The sequence below is a fragment of the Novosphingobium arvoryzae genome, from assembly GCF_014652615.1.
Classification (GTDB): Bacteria; Pseudomonadota; Alphaproteobacteria; order Sphingomonadales; family Sphingomonadaceae; genus Novosphingobium; species Novosphingobium arvoryzae.
Genome location: NZ_BMZD01000010.1, coordinates 26,842 through 42,962, shown reverse-complemented (window position 1 = coordinate 42,962; position 16,121 = coordinate 26,842). Strand labels below are relative to the sequence as shown.

Here is a 16,121-nt window from a genome sequence, read left to right as displayed (position 1 = left end):
GGGTTAACTCCTTGTGCTTGTTACGAAAGGCGCATCAGACTGGCGCTGCCTTCGTCGAGTTCCTTGGCGGTCGCGACCAGCTTGGTGCGCATGTCGTAGAGGCGCTGGGCTTCGACCATTTCGACCAGCACTTCGCTGGGCCGCACGTTCGATTGTTCCAGCGTGGCCGGGGCCAGGCGCGCATCGGCATCGGCGGGCAGCACCCCGCCGCCGGTCACGCGGAACAGGCCGTCCAGCCCCTTGGCGATGTCGGTCCCGCGCCAGCTTGCCAGCTTCAGCCGGTCGATCTGCTGGGGCGGGGCTTCCGGATTGGCGGGATCGCGCACCATCACCGCGCCGTCCTCGGCAATCGAAACATCGCTGCCGGGGGGAATGGAAATCGGGGCGCCATCGTTCATCACCGGATAGCCTTCGCCGTTGACCAGCAGCCCGTTGGGCGAAACCGACAGGTCGCCGCGCCGGGTGTAGGCTTCGGTCCCGTCGGCGGCCTGCACGGTCAGCAGCGCATCGCCTTGCAGCGCCACGTCCAGCGCGCGGCCCGTGGGGGTCATGGCGCCGGCGGTCATGATCGCGCCGTGGACCGAGGCATCGGTCATCGCGCGCGATTCCAGGCTCGGCCCTTTCAGCGTCATCGGCGTGGCGCGCATGATCTCGGCGCGAAAGCCGATGGTCTGGGCATTGGCCATGTTGCTGGCGATCATCCGCTGGCGTGCCATGCTGGCGGACATGCCGGTCACCGCGGTCCAGATCATCCGGTCCATGCGGGGTTACTCCCTTTGCCTCAGCCGGATCAGCTGCGCAGGTTGATGATCGTCTGCGACAGCTGGGTCGCGGTATCGATCGCCTTGGCGTTGGCCTGGAAATAGCGCTGGGCGGTGATCAGCCCGACCATTTCCTCGGCAATGTCGACGTTCGACTGTTCGAGGCTGCCCGACAGGATCGTGCCGAACCGCGCCGCGCCGGGCTGGCCATAGGTCGCCGGGCCGGAAATGCCAGTGGCCTGCCAGTCCTGCCCGCCGATCTGGAGCAGCCCGCCCGGCGAGACGAAGCTGGCCAGCGCGACTTTGCCGACGTTCGCCACCGAACCATCGGCATAGGACGCGATGACCGAGCCATCGGCCTTGATCGTCACGGCCATGAAATCGAACCCCGTGCCGCTGACCAGCGGGGCCTGCGCGTCAATGGGCGTGGTGGAGGTGACATTGCCCGCCGCATCGACGGGCAGCACCTGCAGGCGGCTGCCCTGCGTGTCGGTGACGAACCCGCCGCCATCCAGCGTGAAATTGCCGTTGCGGGTATAGAACGTCTTGCCGGTGACCGGGGAGACCTTGGTGAAGAAGCCTTCGCCGTTGATCGCCATGTCGAGCGCGCCGCCGGTCTGCTGCGTGGGGCCGAGCGAGAAGTTCTGGTCGATCGACTGGACGGCGGAACCGATGCCCTTGACCAGCTTCGGATTGGCCGAAGCGGAACTGGCGACGATGTCGGCAAAGTTGATCCGGCTTTTCTTGAAGCCGGTGGTTTCGGCGTTGGCGAGGTTGTTGGCGATGACCGACAATTCGGACTGCGCGTTCTTCAGGCCGTTCAATGAGGTGTAGAAGGACATTGGACTTGCTCCTGCGGTGGGATCAGGCGGGGGTTTCAGGGGTTGTGGTGGCGGGCGCGGTGGCCGTGACCTGTTCCAGCTGGGCGGAAATCGCCTTCAGCGTGGCGTTGATCTCGCTGATGCCGGACAGGGACGAGAACTGCGCCATCTGCGCGATCATCTCCTTGTTATCGACCGGCTCCAGCGGGTCCTGCAGCTTCATCTGGGTGGTCATCAGCCGGATGAAATCCGCCTGTCCCAGCGTCTTGTTCTGGGCAGCCGACGCGGCCGCAGCCGGGGCGGAAGTGCCGTTCGAGATTGCGCTTACGGTCATTTCATCCTCATCGTTTCGAGCATCAGCTGCTTGGCGGTGGAGAGCGCCTCGACCAGGTTCTGGTACTGGCGCGAGGCATCGAGCATCTCGACCATCTCGGCGTTTTCATCGACCGGGGCGGCCCAGACATTGCCGTCGGCATCGGCCAGCGGGTGATCGGGGCTGTGCTGTTTCAGCGGCGCGACGTCAGAGCGGACCACGCTGCCGACGCGGACGGTGGAGAGGCCGGTGCGGCGGTCCAGTTCCTCGGCAAAGACGGCGCGGATCGGGCGATAGGCTTCGCCTTCGCTGGCGCTGACGGTGCCGGCGTTGGCCAGGTTGGACGAGGCCGCGTTCATCCGCACCAGCTGGGCGGACATCCCCCGGCGGGCGACGTCGAACAGAGTGAAAGGCTGTCCGGCCATTTTTTAATCGCCCTTCAGCGCGCGGGTCAGCGTTTCGATCCGCCCGCGCACGAAGGTCAGCGTGGCCTGATAGCCGACCGCGTTTTCGGCAAACGCCGTCTGCTCGGTCGCCATTTCCACGGTGTTGCCGTCCATGCTGGGCATCACCGGCACACGCCAGCGGGTGGCCTGCGCCACGGCCTGGTCGTTGCTCAGCCCTTCGGTGCGGGCTTTCAGCGCGGCGGCGAAATCGATGTCGCGCGCCTTGTAGCCGGGGGTGCCGGCGTTCGCGATGTTCGACGTAATCAGGCCCATGCGCTGCGAGCGCAGCTGCAGTGCGGTGCCATGAATTCCAAACAGGCCTTCAGCCATTGTCCCGTCTCCGGTTGGTTGCGTGCCTGTCAAAGAGCAAAGGGTGTGCCAGTTTGCCGAATGGCGGTTTTCCGGGGGTTTGCGGCTGCGGCGGCGCGGGGCAGGCGGCAAATCCTTGCCGGAATGCGGCAAAGTTGGGTTGCCGCCTGAAATGCTGCGCGCACCGCCGTCCTTCGGAGGGAAGGAGTGCACACCGCGATGAACCTGATGACCCTGATCGACGGCCCGTCGGCCCTGATCGTGCTGGGCGGCACCGCGCTGGCGACCGTGCTGCGCTGCGGGATCGGTGATTGCCGGATCACACTGCGCAAGCTGGGCCAGCTGGGCCAGCCGCAGTTCGACGCCGATGGCACCCGCGCCGAAGTGGCGCTGCAGGTGCAGGAAATCCGCCAGGACGGATTCCTGCGCGCGCCGCTGCATCATTTCGACGATGACGAGTTCGAACAGGCAACCGAAGCGATGATCGCGCGCCGGTCTGTGCAGGCGCTGCTGGAAAGCCACGCCGCGTTTCGCGCGCGGCGGCTGGCCGGGGCGGAGCGGGCCGTGCGCACGCTGGCGCAGGCGGCAGAGCTGGCCCCCGTGTTCGGCCTTGCCGGAACGCTCGTTTCGCTTAGCCAGTTGCCGGTCGAAGGACTGGCGCGCGGGGCGTTTGCGGGGGCGATCTCGATGGCGGTGGTGACGACGCTCTACGGCTTGCTCGCCGCGAACCTGCTGCTCGCGCCGCTGGCCCGGATGATCGAGCGCGCCGCACAGGCCGAGGAACGCGAGCGGCAGGCGGTGATCGACTGGCTCGCCGCGCAGCTCGCCGATCTCAACCCCGCTTCTCCGCCGCTCCCCGGCGATCCGCTGGCCGAGGCAGCATGATCGCGCGCGCGGGCAGCGGCTGGCAGACGGTGCTGGCCGACCTGTCGCTGATTCTGTTCATGGTCACGGCAGCAGCGGTGCAGGATGCACCGGCCGTGCCGCCCGCCCACTCTGCTACCAACTCTGGCGCGCCGACCGCGCCCCCGGCGCTGGCCGATCCGGTCGCGGTGTGGCGCGGGGTGGATGCGGCTGAACTTGCGCGCTGGCTGAAAACCCAGCCCGCCGATCCGCGCCAGCGCCTGACGATTGTTGCCCCCACCGATGCCGCCGCCCTCGCGCTTGAAATGGCGCGCGGGGCGGGGCGGCCCGCGCGACTGGTGATCGAGCCGGACGGGCAGGGCACCCCCTATGCCACGCTGACCTATGACCAGAGCGCGGGTCTGGCACGCGCATTGCAGCCAGCCTCGCAGCCTCAATCCACCGGAGTTGACCGATGATCCGTTATGCCATCCTGCCGCTGGCCCTGCTGGCGGCGCCCGCTCAGGCCGGGCCGCTGGCCGACCTCGCCATGATCGACCACGCGGTTGCCGCCTTTGCCGGAGCGCCCGCCACGCCAGTGGATCGGCGCTTGCGGTTGGCGGCCTGCGCCCAGCCGCTGGCGCTGGCCTGGCACGGGCCGCAGCGGGATCGCGTGCGGGTGGAATGCCCGCAGCCCGGCGGGTGGCGGCTGTTCGTGCCGCTGGCGGCGGCGCAGGACCTGCCCGGCGAAGCGGCCGCGCCGGTCGTCGCGCGCGGGGACGCGATCAGCATCACCGTCAGCGGCAGCGGCTTTGCCGTGTCGCAACCGGGCGAGGCGCTGGAAAGCGGCGCGGCGGGCGCGTGGATCCGCGTGCGCACGCTGAACCCCAAGGCCCAGCCGCTGCGCGCGCGGGTGATCCGGCCCGGCGTGGTCGGAATGGATTTGCCGTAGGGCGGAAAAAGCTTGCCGCCCGCCCTTAAACGCGGGCTGCCAGTGCCGTCCTTGGCTGTGAACCATCAACCAGGAGCGGCACCATGCCTTCCATCGAATTCGGGCCGAAAGGCCTCCAACCGGCCCGCGCCGTTGGCGCGGTGGATGTTCGGGCCACCCGTCCGGATGCCCGCCCGGCCGCGAAGGACGCGGCGGCGGCCAGCGATGCCCCCACTGTCGAGCGCAGCGATGCGTTCAAGGCGGGCGCGGCGCCGGTCGATGCGGAGCGGGTCTCCGAAATCCGCAAGGCGATCGACCGGGGCAACTACCCGGTGATCCCGATGCGGGTGGCGGATGCCATGATCGCAGCGGGCCTGCTGCTGAGGAGCGGGAAATGAGCGGAACCACCGCAATGCGCGAAAACCTGCGGCAGATGATTGCCGTGTTGCAGGCCGAACGGCAGGCGCTTGCCGGGCTGGACCTGGACGCGATCATGGGCTGCGCGCAGGACAAGGTCGCGCTGTGCGGCACGCTGGACGAATGCGGCCCCTTCGTGGAGGCCAGCCAGATCGACGAGGAATGCCGGGGGCTGCTGGATGCCGCACGGCGTTTGAACGAGGTAAACCGGCAGGTTCGCAACCTGATCGCGGCCAATGTCGCCGCCCGGCTGGACGCGCTGACCGGCAGTCCGGCGCTCTACAACGCGCCCGGCAATGCCCGCGCCGCCTATGCCTATACGGGCGGCCGCATCTGATTTGGCACGCCCCTTGCTGAACCCCCAGCGAAGTCATTTCGCACCGGGAGTTCGGCTTGAGCCAGACACCATCCATTGCTGCCGCTGCTGCCGGTCCGGTTCGGGCCGACGTGCAGGCGGCAATTGCCCGCGCCGCGCAGGCGACCGGGGTCGATTTTTCCTATCTGCTGGCGCAGGCGCGGATCGAATCCAGCCTGAACCCCGCGGCGCGGGCGCAAACGTCCAGCGCGGCGGGGCTTTATCAGTTCACGCAAGGGACCTGGCTGGCGATGCTGGACCGCCACGGCGAGCGGCACGGGCTGGGCTGGGCCGATGCGGCGATTGCCGGCGGCAAAGTCAGCGATCCGGCGCTGCGGTCGGAAGTCATGGCCCTGCGGTTCGATCCCGCCGCCTCCGCGCTGATGGCTGCCGAACTGGCGAACGACAACCGCGCCAGCCTGACCGCCACGCTGGGGCGCGAGCCGGACGCGGCTGAGCTGTATGTCGCACACTTCCTGGGGGCCGAAGGGGCCGGACGGTTTCTGACCGCGCTTGCCGCCGATCCCGGCCAGTCCGCCGCCGCGCTGCTGCCTGCGGCGGCGGCGGCGAACCGGGGCGTCTTCTTTGCCGATGGCGCGCCGCGTTCGGTCGGGCAGGTGATGGACCTGCTGCGCGGCAAGGTTGCCGCCGCGATGGACGGCACCGCGCTGCCGGTTGCTGCAACCAGTCTGGCCGCAACCAACCCCGCGCTCGGCCCCATCGCGCGCGAATTCCACGCCGCCGCCGCCGCACCGGCCGAGGCCGCGCGGCCGTCGATGGCGGATACGCTGGCGACAACGTTCGGCGCGGGCGGCTCCAGCGCGCTGCCGGGCCATGTCCGCGCCGCCTATGGCAAGCTCAGGGCGTTCGGGCTGTGACCTGGCTCTCGCGCATCAATCCCACGGCGTTGGCCCTGCCGGCGGGGATCCTGACGCTCATCTGCCTGATGATCGTGCCGACCCCCGCGGTGGTGCTGGACGTGTTCTTCGTCCTCAACATCGCGCTGTCGGTGGCGATCCTGATGGCGGCGATGAACGCGGAAAAGCCGCTCGACTTCTCGTCCTTCCCGTCGGTCCTGCTGTTCGCCACGCTGCTGCGTCTCGCGCTCAACGTGGCCTCGACCCGCGTCGTGCTGGTCAACGGGCACCAGGGCGGGGCGGCGGCGGGCCACGTGATCGAGGCGTTCGGCGCGTTCCTGATCGGCGGCAATTTCGCGGTCGGGCTGTTCGTGTTCATGATCCTGATGATCATCAACATGGTGGTCGTGACCAAGGGCGCAGGCCGCGTGTCGGAAGTGTCCGCGCGCTTCACGCTGGATGCCTTGCCGGGCAAGCAGATGGCGATCGACGCCGATCTGGCGGCCGGGCTGCTCACCGCTGACGAGGCCAAGGCCCGCCGCCGCGAGGTTTCGACCGAGGCGGACTTCTATGGCTCGATGGACGGTGCCAGCAAGTTCGTGAAGGGCGATGCCATCGCCGCACTGCTGATCCTGGGCGTGAACATCATCGCGGGCTTCTGCCTGGGGATGATCAGCCACGGCCTGAGCGCGGGCGAGGCGGCGGAAAAGTATGTCACGCTGGCCGTGGGCGATGCGCTGGTGGCGCAGGTTCCGGCGCTGCTGCTGTCCATCGCGGCGGCCGTGATCGTGACCCGCGTGTCCGACAGCCGCGACCTGACCGGGCAGATCGGCGGGCAGCTGGCCAGCCCCGGCACGTGGCTGCCGGTCGCCATCATCCTTGGCGCGATCGGCGTGATCCCGGCCATGCCGCAGACGATTTTCCTGCCCGCTGCCGGCCTGGCCTTCTGGCTGTGGCGCAAGCTGCGCGAGCGCGCGGCGCGGCCCGAACCCGCCGTGGTCGAGGCACCGCCCGCCGCCGATCCGGGGCGGATCGTGCTGGAGGACGTGTCCGACCACACACTGGTGACCATCGAACTCGGCTATGGCCTGGTCCAGCTGGTCGATGACCGGCGCGGATCGCCGCTGGTCGCGCGGATTACCGGCGTGCGCAAGCAGCTCAGCCAGGCGTTCGGCTTCGTCGTGCCGCAGTTCCGGGTGCGCGATTCGCTGGATATCTCGCCCAATGACTATCGCATCCTGCTGGGCGGGGTGCCGCTGGGGGGCGGCACGATCCGCCCCGACCGGATCCTGGCCATCGATGCGGGCGAAGTGCGCGGCGATCACAAGCTGGCGGGCGAAGCCACGGTCGATCCCAGCTTTGGCTGCCCGGCGCTGTGGATCGAACCGGCCGCGCGCGACCATGCGATTGCCGAAGGGTTCCTGACGGTCGATGCCAGCACGGTCATCGCCACCCAGCTGAACCAGCTGCTGGGCGAACGGCCGCAGGCGCTGCTTGGGCCGGATGAAGTCCGCGCGATCCTTGACGGGGTGAAGGACCATTCCGCCGGGCTGGTGGAGGCCGTGTATCCCCAGCCGCTCTCGCTCGCCGCGCTGACGCGCCTGCTGCGGGCGCTGCTGGAGGACGGGATTCCCATCGGCCACCCGCTGCCGATCCTCTCCAGCCTGGCCACAGCGGTGCAGCAGACGCTGGACCACGACCGGCTGGTCGAACTGGTCCGCGCGGAGCTTGGCGGGCTGATCGTGGGGCGCATCTGCGCGCCGGGAGAGCGCTTGCCGGTGCTGACGCTGGATGCCCAGCTGGAAGCCGCCATCGTCCAGGGGTTGACCGACCCCGCCACCGGCCAGCCGGTGATCGAGCCGGATCTCGCCCGCAACATCGGCGAACACGTTGCCAATCTGATCGCCCAGCGCGGCCCGTCCGCGCCGCCGCTGGCGCTGATCGTCCAGCCCCGCGCCCGCCGCGCGCTGGCCGCGCTGCTGAAGCTGCGCGCGCCGTCGTGCCTGGTGCTGTCCATTGCCGAACTGCCGGTGTCGCAGCCGATCGAGGTGGTCGCCGTGATCGGCGGTCCGGCCCCGGCGCCCGCCCCTGTTCAGACGGCTGCGCTCCCGCACCCTGAAATCCTGTCCGAAGCAGAAAGTATCGCCGCATGAAACACGATCATCGCAGCTTTGCCGCCGCTGGTGCCTATCGCACCGATGCGAGCGAACGGGTCCGCCGGTTCGTGCCAATGGTCCGCCGGATCGCCTGGCACGTCCACGGCGGCGGTCGGCCGGGGATCGAGCTGGAAGACCTGATGCAGGCCGGCATGGTCGCCCTGACCGAAGCCGCCCAGCGCCACGCCGGGCCGACCGAGGACGGCTTTGCCGCTTACGCCAAGCTGCGCGTGCGCGGGGCGATGGTGGACCTGATCCGCCGCCACGTGCCGCTCTCGCGCGGGTCGACCGAGCGGCGGCGGCAACTGCGCGAGGCGCAGACCCGGCTGCGCGGGCAATTGGGCCGCGATCCCAGTGCCGCCGAACTGGCCGAGGCGATGGGCCTGCCCGAGGCCGAACTGCACGCCATGCTGACCGCCAGCGAGCCGGTGCGATTCGAGGCGATCGACGAGGTTTACAGCGAAAGCGACATGGCCTTTGCCGATACCCGCCCCGACAGTCTGGCCTTGCTGGAGGACGAGGAACTGCGCCTCAGCGTGGCCGGGGCGATTGCCGAACTGCCTGATCGGCTGCAGCTGGTGATCCAGCTCTACTTCGTCGAGGAGCTCAATCTCGCCGAAATTGCCGAAGCGCTGCAGGTATCGGTCCCGCGCGTCCACCAGCTGAAAGCCCAGGCGCTCGACAAGCTGCGGAGCGCGCTGGCCGGGGTGGCCGATGTTATATGATCTTGCACAGAAAGGCCCGGCGCTGCATAGCCTTACGCCATGACCGCCTGCGATACCTGCCTGGTGCGCAACCGCGCCATCTGCTCTTCCCTCGATACGGAAGAGCTTAAGGCCTTGAATAATATCGGCCGCCGCCGGACGCTGACCCCCGGCGAATCGCTGATGTGGGAAGGGGAGGATTCGGTCCTCGTCGCCAACGTCATCGAAGGGGTGCTCAAGCTGTCGACCGGGACGGAGGACGGGCGCGAGCAGATCGTCGGCGTGGTCTATCCTTCCGATTTCATCGGCCGCCCGTTCGGCGCGACATCCGGCCACGGCGTCACCGCGTTGACCGAGGCGCGCGTCTGCGTGTTCAGCCGCAAGGATTTCGATGCCTTCGCGCGCGAACATCCCGCGCTGGAGCACAAGCTGTTGCAGCGTACGCTGGCCGAACTGGACCGCACGCGGCGCTGGATGCTGCTGCTGGGGCGCAAGTCCGCCGGCGAAAAGCTGGCCAGCTTCCTGCTGGAAATGTCGGAGCGGCTGGTCCAGCCGGGCTGCATCGATGCGCCTGATCTGCCGCTGCGCCAGTTTGCCCTGCCGTTTTCGCGCCAGCAGGTGGCCGATGTGCTGGGCCTGACCATCGAAACGGTCAGCCGCCAGTTCACCCGTCTGAAAGCCGATGGGATCATCGACCTGCCCTCACGCCGTGAAGTGGTGATTCTCGACCGGGAAGGCCTCGCGGCCGAGGCGGGTTGACCCGCCCCGGCCCACGGACCGGATCAGAACCGGGCGTAGACACCGCCCGAGACAACCCACGGATCAAGCTTGTGCGTGGTCGACAGCGCTTCGACCCCGCCAGCGGTGTAGAAGTGCGTCTTGGCCTTCATGAAATAGCGCTTCGCGTCGAGCGAGATGCCCAGGCCCGAGTCGCCCAGCGGCACGTCCACGCCAGCCTGCAGCGCCACGCCGAACTTGTTGTCCATCTTCAGCTTGGTCGCACCCAGCGCCTGCGCGGTCGCGCCGGGCTTTTCGTCGAAATAGAAGAACACGGCCGGGCCAGCGCCGACATAGGGTTTGATCCCACCGGCATTGAAGTGGTACTTCAGGGTGACCGTCGCGGGGAGGATCAGCACATGCTGAGCGATATCCGCGCCAGCGATTGCGCCGGTGCCGGTAACATGATGCTGGGTGAAGCAGCAGATCGTCTCGACCGAGACGTTCGGCGTGGCGAAGTATTCCACCGCCAGCGTCGGGACGACGTTGTCATTGGCCTTGGTCGCCAGCGCGGCGGAAGGTGCGGCAGTCAGGTTGACGTTGACCGATTCGATCTTGCCATCCGGCAGCACGCCCGTGGCGAGCACCTTGACCTGGATCTTGCCTTCCGGATCGGCGGCTTGGGCCGGCGTTGCCAGCATGGTGGCGGCAGCCAGTGCCGCTGCGATGGTGAGCTTCTTCATAATCCCTCATCCGAGCGCCGCAGTGGTCGCACCGTGCGACCAAGGCAATTACGGCGTCACAGGGGAAATGCGCCCAGGGTGCGCCTGCGAACATTGATATTTCGCAATTTCACACGTTTTTCCGGGAACTTTTGTTGCAATCCGTGCAATTTGATCCGGGTCAATGTTGCAATGCAGAAGCCGGTTGAAATGGGACAGTATTGGTAATATTAGTTTTTTCTCATTTAACCCTGCTATGAGGGGATAGGGGCTCATGGAATCCGTAGTGGCACGCGCTGGCTGGTGGCTGGTTGCGCTATTCGTCGCCATTGTGGCTTACGCGAACGCGGTTGATGCCGGGTTTGCGGTCCACATGGTTGTTTTCGCACTGGCGGCCTTGGCCGGGCTGGTGATCAAGCTGACCGGGACCAACTACAAGCTGGCGACCGCCGGCTTTGGCAAGCTGGTGCCCGATCAGGGCAAGTATGATGACGATCTGGTCCGCTGGGGCGTGATCCTGACGACCTTCTGGGGCGTCGTCGGGTTTCTGGCCGGGCTGTACATCGCGTTGCAGCTGGCCTTCCCGGTGCTGAACCTGGGGTTTGAATACACCACGTTCGGACGCCTGCGGCCGCTGCACACTTCGGCGGTGATCTTCGCCTTTGGCGGCACCGCGCTGATCTCCACCTCGTTCTACATCGTCCAGCGCACCTGCCGCACGCGCCTTGCGCTGCCGGGCCTCGCGAAGTTCGTGTTCTGGGGCTACCAGCTGTTCATCGTGCTGGCCGCGACCGGCTACCTGCTGGGGGTGACCCAGGGCAAGGAATATGCCGAGCCGGAATGGTACGTCGACCTGTGGCTCACGCTGGTCTGGGTGGCTTACCTGGCGGTCTTCGTGGTTACGCTGATCAAGCGGACCGAGCCGCACATCTATGTCGCCAACTGGTTCTTCCTGTCGTTCATCCTGACCGTGGCGATGCTGCACCTGGTGAACAACGTGAACATCCCGGTCAGCATCTTCGGCAGCCGCAGCTATCCGCTGTGGGCGGGCGTGCAGGGCGCGCTGGTCCAGTGGTGGTACGGCCACAACGCGGTGGGCTTCTTCCTGACCGCCGGCTTCCTGGCGATGATGTACTACTTCGTGCCGAAGCAGGCCGAACGCCCGGTCTACAGCTATCGCCTGTCGATCGTGCACTTCTGGTCGCTGATCTTCCTCTACATCTGGGCCGGTCCGCACCACCTGCACTACACCGCGCTGCCCGACTGGGCGCAGACGCTGGGCATGGTGTTCTCGGTCATGCTGTGGATGCCCAGCTGGGGCGGCATGATCAACGGCCTGATGACGCTGAACGGCGCCTGGGACAAGGTCCGCACCGATCCGATCATCCGCATGATGGTCATCTCGGTCGCGTTCTACGGGATGAGCACGTTCGAAGGCCCGATGATGTCGATCAAGTCGGTCAACAGCCTGTCGCACTACACCGACTGGACCATCGGTCACGTCCACTCCGGCGCGCTCGGCTGGAACGGGATGATCACCTTCTCGGCGATCTACTTCCTGGCGCCGCGCCTGTGGGGCCGCAGCCGGATGTATTCGCAGCGGATGATCAACTGGCACTTCTGGCTCGCGACGCTGGGGATCGTGTTCTACGCCTCCGCGATGTGGGTGGCCGGGATCATGCAGGGCCTGATGTGGCGCGAATACGGCGCTGACGGCTACCTGGTGAACAGCTTTGCCGAAACCGTGGCCGCGCTGCACCCGATGTACCTGCTGCGCGCGTTCGGCGGGGTGCTGTACCTGACGGGCGGGATCATCATGGCCTACAACGTGTGGCAGACCATCGCCGGCAACCTGCGCCAGGAAGAACCGCTGTATCAGCCGGAATACTCGGCCGATGCCGACCGTCCGCTGACCGCCGTTCCTGCCGAATAAGGGTGACTTCCAATGACTGCTGAAACCATCAAGGATCAGGCACCCAAGGAGGCTTGGGGCCGTCACAAGAAGCTTGAGCGCAACGTTGCGCTGCTGGGGGTTGCCGCGTTCCTCACGGTGACCGTGGGCGGGATCGTCGAAATCGCGCCGCTGTTCTGGATCGACAACACGATCGAGAAGGTGGACGGGATGCGGCCCTACACGCCGCTGGAGCAGGCGGGCCGCGACATCTTCGTGCGCGAGGGCTGCTATGTCTGCCACAGCCAGATGATCCGTCCGTTCCGGGACGAGGTCGAACGCTATGGCCACTACAGCCTGGCGGCGGAATCGATGTATGACCGGCCGTTCCAGTGGGGCTCCAAGCGCACCGGGCCGGACCTGGCGCGCGTGGGCGGGCGTTATTCGGACGAATGGCACGTCCAGCACCTGAAGAACCCGCAGAGCGTGGTGCCTGAATCGGTCATGCCGCAATATGCGTTCCTGGCGAAGAAGGACCTCGATGCGGGCGATCCGGCGGCAACGCTGACCGCGCTCTACCGCGCCGGCACGCCCTATACCAAGGAGCAGGTGGAGAACGCCGCGGCCGACCTGGCCGTCCAGGCCGATCCCAATGCCGACGCGAGCGGGCTGCTCAAGCGCTATCCCAAGGCCCAGGCGCGTGACTTTGACGGCGATCCGTCGCGCGTGACCGAAATGGACGCGCTGGTTGCCTACCTCCAGATGCTGGGGACGCTGGTCGATGTGAACAGCGCCGCCGCGCAGGAGGAACTGGCCAAGGAAAAGGGCCGGTGAGCACGCACTCCACATATGACGCGCTGCGGCACTTTGCCGACAGCTGGGGGCTGGCCGCAATGGTCGTGACTTTCCTGGTGCTGGCGCTCTGGCCGTTCCGGCCGGGTGCCCGGGAAGACAACGAAGCGGCCGCAAACATGATCTTCAAGGACGAAGACGATGGCGAATAAGCGTATCGACGAACCGACCGGTGTCGAGACTGTCGGCCATGAATGGGACGGCATCGAGGAACTGAACAACCCGCTGCCGCGCTGGTGGATCATCACCTGGGTGCTGACCATCCTGTTCTCGATCGGCTACATGGTGGTCTATCCCGCCTGGCCGCTGATCTCGAAGGGAACCGAGGGCATCTGGGGCTGGACCAGCCGTGGCCAGCTGGCCAACGAAACCAAGGCCGCCGAAGCCGCCCGCGCCACCACGCTGGCCGCGCTGGCTGCCACCCCGATCGAACAGATCCCGGGCGATCCCAAGCTGCTGGCGGCGGCGAAGGCGGGCGGCAAGGCCGCGTTCCTCGTCAATTGCGTGCAGTGCCACGGTTCGGGCGCGGCGGGCAGCATCGGCTATCCCAACCTGAACGACGACGACTGGCTGTGGGGCGGCAACGTCAAGGACATCGAGTTCACCCTGCTGCACGGTATCCGCCAGCCGGGCCATGACGCGACCCGCACCAGCCTGATGCCCAGCTTCGGCCAGGACGGGCTGCTGACTGCGGCGCAGATCAGCGATGTGGCCGATCACGTCCTGTCGCTGTCGGGCAAGGCTGCGGCCAATGCCAACGGCGCGGCGGTGTTCGCGGCCAACTGCGTCGCCTGCCACGGCACCGATGGCAAGGGCCTGCGCCAGTTCGGCGCACCGAACCTGGCCGACGCCATCTGGCTCTATGGCGGCAAGAAGGAACAGGTCACGGCGAGCATTCACAAGGCGCGCGCCGGGGTCATGCCTGCCTGGGGGGGCAAGCTTGACGCGGTGACCATCAAGATGCTGGCAGTCTATGTCCACTCGCTGGGGGGCGGTGAAGACTTCTCGGAAGCTCCGACCACTCCTGCAGCAGCGGACACTGGAAATGCACAGCCCTGAACCAGCCCCCGGCCATCTTGACCTCTATGCGAAGCGCAAGGCCGTCTTTCCCAAAGCGGTAGACGGCCGCTTCCGCCGCTTCAAATGGCTGGTCATGGTGGTCACTCTGGCCATCTACTACGGGACGCCGTGGCTCCGCTGGGACCGCGGCCCCTATGCCCCCGATCAGGCGGTCCTGCTGGACCTTGGCAACCGCCGGTTCTTCATGTTCGGGATCGAAATCTGGCCGCACGAATTCTATTTCGTGGCCGGGCTGCTGATCATGGCGGGCATCGGCCTGTTCCTGGTCACCAGCGCGGTGGGCCGGGCATGGTGCGGCTATTCCTGCCCGCAGACTGTCTGGACCGACCTGTTCCAGCACGTGGACCGGTTCATCGACGGCGATCGCAACGCCCAGCTGCGGCTGGAAGCGGCGCCGTGGGGGCCGCAGAAGATCTTCAAGCGCGGCCTGAAGTGGACGATCTACCTGGTCATCAGCTTCTGGACCGGCGGCGCATGGATCATGTATTTCGCCGACGCGCCGACCCTGACCCGCGAATTCTGGGCCGGGGATGCCGCGCCGGTGGCCTATGCGACCGTCGCCGTGCTGACCGCGACGACCTTCCTGCTGGGCGGGTTCATGCGCGAGCAGGTCTGCGTCTACATGTGCCCCTGGCCGCGCATCCAGACGGCGATGCTCGATGAAAAGTCGCTGATCGTCACGTACAAGGACTGGCGCGGGGAACCGCGCGGCAGCGTCAAGAAGGCGGAAAAGAACCCCGGCGCCGTGGGCGATTGCGTGGACTGCAACCAGTGCGTCAACGTCTGCCCGACCGGGTATGACATTCGCAATGGGCCGGACATCCAGTGCATCACCTGCGCGCTGTGCATCGATGCCTGCGACAGCGTGATGCAGCAGATCGGCCGCCCGCGCGGACTGATCGACTATGCCACGCTGGAAGACTGCGAGATCGAGCGCGCCGGCGGCCAGCCCAAGCCGATCATGAAGGCATTGTTCCACACTCGCACGCTGGTTTACCTCGGCGTGTGGGGCGCCATCGGCCTGGCGCTGCTGTTCGCCCTTGGCGTGCGCACCCAGATCGACGTGTCGGTGCAGAAGGACCGCAATCCGCCGTTCATGCTGATGAGCGACGGGGAAATCCGCAACGCCTACACGGTCAAGCTGCGCAACATGCAGACCCGCCCGCGTCTGATGCAGGTGACGCTGGAAGGGCTGCCCGGCGGTGTGATGTGGACCGACGAAATGGCCCGCGAAAAGGCCGCGCGCGAAATCCGGGTGACCGTTGCGCCCGACCAGGTCGAGGTCATGCGGGTCTATGTCGTCGCTCCGTCCGATACCACGCCGCAGTCGTTCAGTTTCGCACTGAAGGCGACCGACGCCGAAGGCGGTGGCGACACCAGCGAAGCGCGCTTCGACGCGCCAGAGGAATGAATATGAAGGCGTTCACCAAAGGGCCGCTGACCGGGTGGCATTTCACCGCGATCATCGTGTCGTTCTTTGCGGTGGTGATCACGGTCAACCTGGTCATGGCCCGGTTTGCCTCCTCGACGTTCGGCGGGGTGGTGGTCGAAAACTCCTATGTCGCCAGCCAGAACTACAACGAATGGCTGGCGGCGGCGGAAAAGCAGAAGGCGCTGGGGTGGACGGCCACCGCCGCGCGGCAGGCCGACGGGCGCGTGGCCTTGACGCTGTCTAAAGTGAATGGGGCTGGCGCAACCGATCCGGGAGTGACGGTTGCGGCGGTCGCTCGCCATCCGCTGGGCCGCCAGAGCGACGTGGCGCTGGCGTTCAGCGCGACCGGTGCCGGGCAGTTCCTGTCTGAAACCGCGCTGCCGGCCGGCCGCTGGAAACTGCGGATCGCGGCGCGTGACGCGGCAGGTCAACCCTGGCGGACCGAACTGGACATCAAGTGAACGCGATTGCCCCCACGACCGGCCTGACGCCTGCGGAATCGACCGTGCTGGTC

At 67.0% G+C, this 16,121-nt stretch carries 21 protein-coding genes; 15 read left to right on the top strand and 6 right to left on the bottom strand.

Annotated features, from left to right (window positions below; all coding sequences use genetic code 11):
- Positions 1 to 20: 20 nt before the first annotated feature.
- Genes IE113_RS14825 through flgB form a run of 5 tightly spaced genes read right to left on the bottom strand, consistent with a single transcriptional unit; the run spans position 21 to position 2,671 of the window.
- Entirely contained in the window at positions 21 to 761 is a 741-nt protein-coding gene (locus tag IE113_RS14825; protein ID WP_189542866.1) for a flagellar basal body rod protein FlgF, read from the bottom strand.
- Between the two features lie 29 nt (positions 762 to 790).
- The gene (locus IE113_RS14820) at positions 791 to 1,603 is read right to left on the bottom strand and encodes a flagellar hook-basal body complex protein (RefSeq protein WP_189542864.1); all 813 of its coding nucleotides are present in this window, start codon (positions 1,601 to 1,603) and stop codon (positions 791 to 793) included.
- Positions 1,604 to 1,625: 22 nt separating this feature from the next.
- On the bottom strand, positions 1,626 to 1,916 hold the full coding sequence (locus IE113_RS14815; protein WP_189542862.1) for a flagellar hook assembly protein FlgD: 291 nt from the start codon (positions 1,914 to 1,916) through the stop codon (positions 1,626 to 1,628).
- Positions 1,913 to 2,320, bottom strand: coding sequence for a flagellar basal body rod protein FlgC (gene flgC / locus IE113_RS14810; RefSeq protein ID WP_189542860.1), 408 nt, complete (start codon positions 2,318 to 2,320; stop codon positions 1,913 to 1,915). Before flgC ends, IE113_RS14815 begins: the two co-directional genes overlap by 4 nt.
- Positions 2,321 to 2,323: 3 nt before the next feature.
- On the bottom strand, positions 2,324 to 2,671 hold the full coding sequence (flgB, locus tag IE113_RS14805; RefSeq protein ID WP_189542858.1) for a flagellar basal body rod protein FlgB: 348 nt from the start codon (positions 2,669 to 2,671) through the stop codon (positions 2,324 to 2,326).
- Between the two features lie 198 nt (positions 2,672 to 2,869).
- Between flgB and IE113_RS14800 the strand changes: the two genes are divergently transcribed.
- The 9 genes from IE113_RS14800 to IE113_RS14760 all read left to right on the top strand — a co-directional run bounded on the left by IE113_RS14800 (position 2,870) and on the right by IE113_RS14760 (position 9,672).
- Entirely contained in the window at positions 2,870 to 3,535 is a 666-nt protein-coding gene (locus IE113_RS14800; RefSeq protein ID WP_189542856.1) for a MotA/TolQ/ExbB proton channel family protein, read from the top strand.
- Positions 3,532 to 3,972, top strand: coding sequence for a hypothetical protein (locus tag IE113_RS14795; protein ID WP_189542854.1), 441 nt, complete (start codon positions 3,532 to 3,534; stop codon positions 3,970 to 3,972). The genes IE113_RS14800 and IE113_RS14795 overlap by 4 nt, the downstream gene beginning before the upstream one ends.
- Positions 3,969 to 4,445: a flagella basal body P-ring formation protein FlgA gene (locus IE113_RS14790; RefSeq protein WP_189542853.1), complete on the top strand. Its 477-nt coding sequence runs from the start codon at positions 3,969 to 3,971 to the stop codon at positions 4,443 to 4,445. The genes IE113_RS14795 and IE113_RS14790 overlap by 4 nt, the downstream gene beginning before the upstream one ends.
- An 83-nt stretch (positions 4,446 to 4,528) precedes the next feature.
- Positions 4,529 to 4,822: a flagellar biosynthesis anti-sigma factor FlgM gene (gene flgM, locus IE113_RS14785; protein WP_189542851.1), complete on the top strand. Its 294-nt coding sequence runs from the start codon at positions 4,529 to 4,531 to the stop codon at positions 4,820 to 4,822.
- Positions 4,819 to 5,178, top strand: coding sequence for a flagellar protein FlgN (locus tag IE113_RS14780; RefSeq protein WP_229822558.1), 360 nt, complete (start codon positions 4,819 to 4,821; stop codon positions 5,176 to 5,178). Before flgM ends, IE113_RS14780 begins: the two co-directional genes overlap by 4 nt.
- Before the next feature lie 56 nt (positions 5,179 to 5,234).
- A complete protein-coding gene (locus IE113_RS14775) occupies positions 5,235 to 6,074 on the top strand; it encodes a transglycosylase SLT domain-containing protein (RefSeq protein ID WP_229822556.1) in 840 nt (279 codons plus the stop codon).
- A 68-nt stretch (positions 6,075 to 6,142) separates the two neighbouring features.
- On the top strand, positions 6,143 to 8,206 hold the full coding sequence (locus IE113_RS14770; protein WP_268248120.1) for a flagellar biosynthesis protein FlhA: 2,064 nt from the start codon (positions 6,143 to 6,145) through the stop codon (positions 8,204 to 8,206).
- The gene (locus IE113_RS14765; RefSeq protein ID WP_189542847.1) at positions 8,203 to 8,934 is read left to right on the top strand and encodes a sigma-70 family RNA polymerase sigma factor; all 732 of its coding nucleotides are present in this window, start codon (positions 8,203 to 8,205) and stop codon (positions 8,932 to 8,934) included. The genes IE113_RS14770 and IE113_RS14765 overlap by 4 nt, the downstream gene beginning before the upstream one ends.
- A gap of 39 nt (positions 8,935 to 8,973) precedes the next feature.
- A complete protein-coding gene (locus IE113_RS14760) occupies positions 8,974 to 9,672 on the top strand; it encodes a Crp/Fnr family transcriptional regulator (protein ID WP_189542846.1) in 699 nt (232 codons plus the stop codon).
- 23 nt (positions 9,673 to 9,695) lie between these two features.
- On the opposite strand, the gene IE113_RS14755 is transcribed toward IE113_RS14760, so the two are convergent.
- The gene (locus IE113_RS14755) at positions 9,696 to 10,373 is read right to left on the bottom strand and encodes an OmpW/AlkL family protein (protein WP_189542844.1); all 678 of its coding nucleotides are present in this window, start codon (positions 10,371 to 10,373) and stop codon (positions 9,696 to 9,698) included.
- Positions 10,374 to 10,626: 253 nt separating this feature from the next.
- Between IE113_RS14755 and ccoN the strand changes: the two genes are divergently transcribed.
- Genes ccoN through IE113_RS14725 form a run of 6 tightly spaced genes read left to right on the top strand, consistent with a single transcriptional unit; the run spans position 10,627 to position 16,068 of the window.
- Positions 10,627 to 12,285 (top strand): cytochrome-c oxidase, cbb3-type subunit I, encoded by a 1,659-nt coding sequence (ccoN, locus tag IE113_RS14750; protein ID WP_189542842.1) that lies wholly within the window; start codon positions 10,627 to 10,629, stop codon positions 12,283 to 12,285.
- Positions 12,286 to 12,297: 12 nt separating this feature from the next.
- The gene (gene ccoO / locus IE113_RS14745; RefSeq protein WP_189542840.1) at positions 12,298 to 13,077 is read left to right on the top strand and encodes a cytochrome-c oxidase, cbb3-type subunit II; all 780 of its coding nucleotides are present in this window, start codon (positions 12,298 to 12,300) and stop codon (positions 13,075 to 13,077) included.
- Positions 13,074 to 13,247 carry a cbb3-type cytochrome c oxidase subunit 3 gene (locus tag IE113_RS14740; protein WP_189542838.1) on the top strand — a complete coding sequence of 58 codons (174 nt, stop codon included), beginning with the start codon at positions 13,074 to 13,076 and terminating at the stop codon, positions 13,245 to 13,247. Before ccoO ends, IE113_RS14740 begins: the two co-directional genes overlap by 4 nt.
- Positions 13,237 to 14,154 carry a cytochrome-c oxidase, cbb3-type subunit III gene (gene ccoP, locus IE113_RS14735; protein ID WP_189542836.1) on the top strand — a complete coding sequence of 306 codons (918 nt, stop codon included), beginning with the start codon at positions 13,237 to 13,239 and terminating at the stop codon, positions 14,152 to 14,154. Before IE113_RS14740 ends, ccoP begins: the two co-directional genes overlap by 11 nt.
- Positions 14,141 to 15,586 (top strand): cytochrome c oxidase accessory protein CcoG, encoded by a 1,446-nt coding sequence (gene ccoG, locus IE113_RS14730; protein WP_189542835.1) that lies wholly within the window; start codon positions 14,141 to 14,143, stop codon positions 15,584 to 15,586. Before ccoP ends, ccoG begins: the two co-directional genes overlap by 14 nt.
- Before the next feature lie 2 nt (positions 15,587 to 15,588).
- Positions 15,589 to 16,068: a FixH family protein gene (locus IE113_RS14725; RefSeq protein ID WP_189542834.1), complete on the top strand. Its 480-nt coding sequence runs from the start codon at positions 15,589 to 15,591 to the stop codon at positions 16,066 to 16,068.
- The last annotated feature ends 53 nt before the right edge of the window (positions 16,069 to 16,121 follow it).

What these genes read in the sequence shown, in the direction of transcription:
- IE113_RS14755 (WP_189542844.1), bottom strand. Translation starts at nt 10,373, where the DNA reads ATGAAGAAGCTCACCATCGCAGCGGCACTGGCTGCCGCCACCATGCTG.
- flgM (WP_189542851.1), top strand. Translation starts at nt 4,529, where the DNA reads ATGCCTTCCATCGAATTCGGGCCGAAAGGCCTCCAACCGGCCCGCGCC.
- IE113_RS14765 (WP_189542847.1), top strand. Translation starts at nt 8,203, where the DNA reads ATGAAACACGATCATCGCAGCTTTGCCGCCGCTGGTGCCTATCGCACC.
- flgB (WP_189542858.1), bottom strand. Translation starts at nt 2,671, where the DNA reads ATGGCTGAAGGCCTGTTTGGAATTCATGGCACCGCACTGCAGCTGCGC.
- IE113_RS14780 (WP_229822558.1), top strand. Translation starts at nt 4,819, where the DNA reads ATGAGCGGAACCACCGCAATGCGCGAAAACCTGCGGCAGATGATTGCC.
- ccoG (WP_189542835.1), top strand. Translation starts at nt 14,141, where the DNA reads ATGCACAGCCCTGAACCAGCCCCCGGCCATCTTGACCTCTATGCGAAG.
- IE113_RS14815 (WP_189542862.1), bottom strand. Translation starts at nt 1,916, where the DNA reads ATGACCGTAAGCGCAATCTCGAACGGCACTTCCGCCCCGGCTGCGGCC.
- IE113_RS14725 (WP_189542834.1), top strand. Translation starts at nt 15,589, where the DNA reads ATGAAGGCGTTCACCAAAGGGCCGCTGACCGGGTGGCATTTCACCGCG.
- IE113_RS14795 (WP_189542854.1), top strand. Translation starts at nt 3,532, where the DNA reads ATGATCGCGCGCGCGGGCAGCGGCTGGCAGACGGTGCTGGCCGACCTG.
- IE113_RS14820 (WP_189542864.1), bottom strand. Translation starts at nt 1,603, where the DNA reads ATGTCCTTCTACACCTCATTGAACGGCCTGAAGAACGCGCAGTCCGAA.
- IE113_RS14760 (WP_189542846.1), top strand. Translation starts at nt 8,974, where the DNA reads ATGACCGCCTGCGATACCTGCCTGGTGCGCAACCGCGCCATCTGCTCT.
- flgC (WP_189542860.1), bottom strand. Translation starts at nt 2,320, where the DNA reads ATGGCCGGACAGCCTTTCACTCTGTTCGACGTCGCCCGCCGGGGGATG.
- IE113_RS14825 (WP_189542866.1), bottom strand. Translation starts at nt 761, where the DNA reads ATGGACCGGATGATCTGGACCGCGGTGACCGGCATGTCCGCCAGCATG.
- ccoP (WP_189542836.1), top strand. Translation starts at nt 13,237, where the DNA reads ATGGCGAATAAGCGTATCGACGAACCGACCGGTGTCGAGACTGTCGGC.
- IE113_RS14790 (WP_189542853.1), top strand. Translation starts at nt 3,969, where the DNA reads ATGATCCGTTATGCCATCCTGCCGCTGGCCCTGCTGGCGGCGCCCGCT.
- ccoO (WP_189542840.1), top strand. Translation starts at nt 12,298, where the DNA reads ATGACTGCTGAAACCATCAAGGATCAGGCACCCAAGGAGGCTTGGGGC.
- ccoN (WP_189542842.1), top strand. Translation starts at nt 10,627, where the DNA reads ATGGAATCCGTAGTGGCACGCGCTGGCTGGTGGCTGGTTGCGCTATTC.
- IE113_RS14800 (WP_189542856.1), top strand. Translation starts at nt 2,870, where the DNA reads ATGAACCTGATGACCCTGATCGACGGCCCGTCGGCCCTGATCGTGCTG.
- IE113_RS14770 (WP_268248120.1), top strand. Translation starts at nt 6,143, where the DNA reads ATGATCGTGCCGACCCCCGCGGTGGTGCTGGACGTGTTCTTCGTCCTC.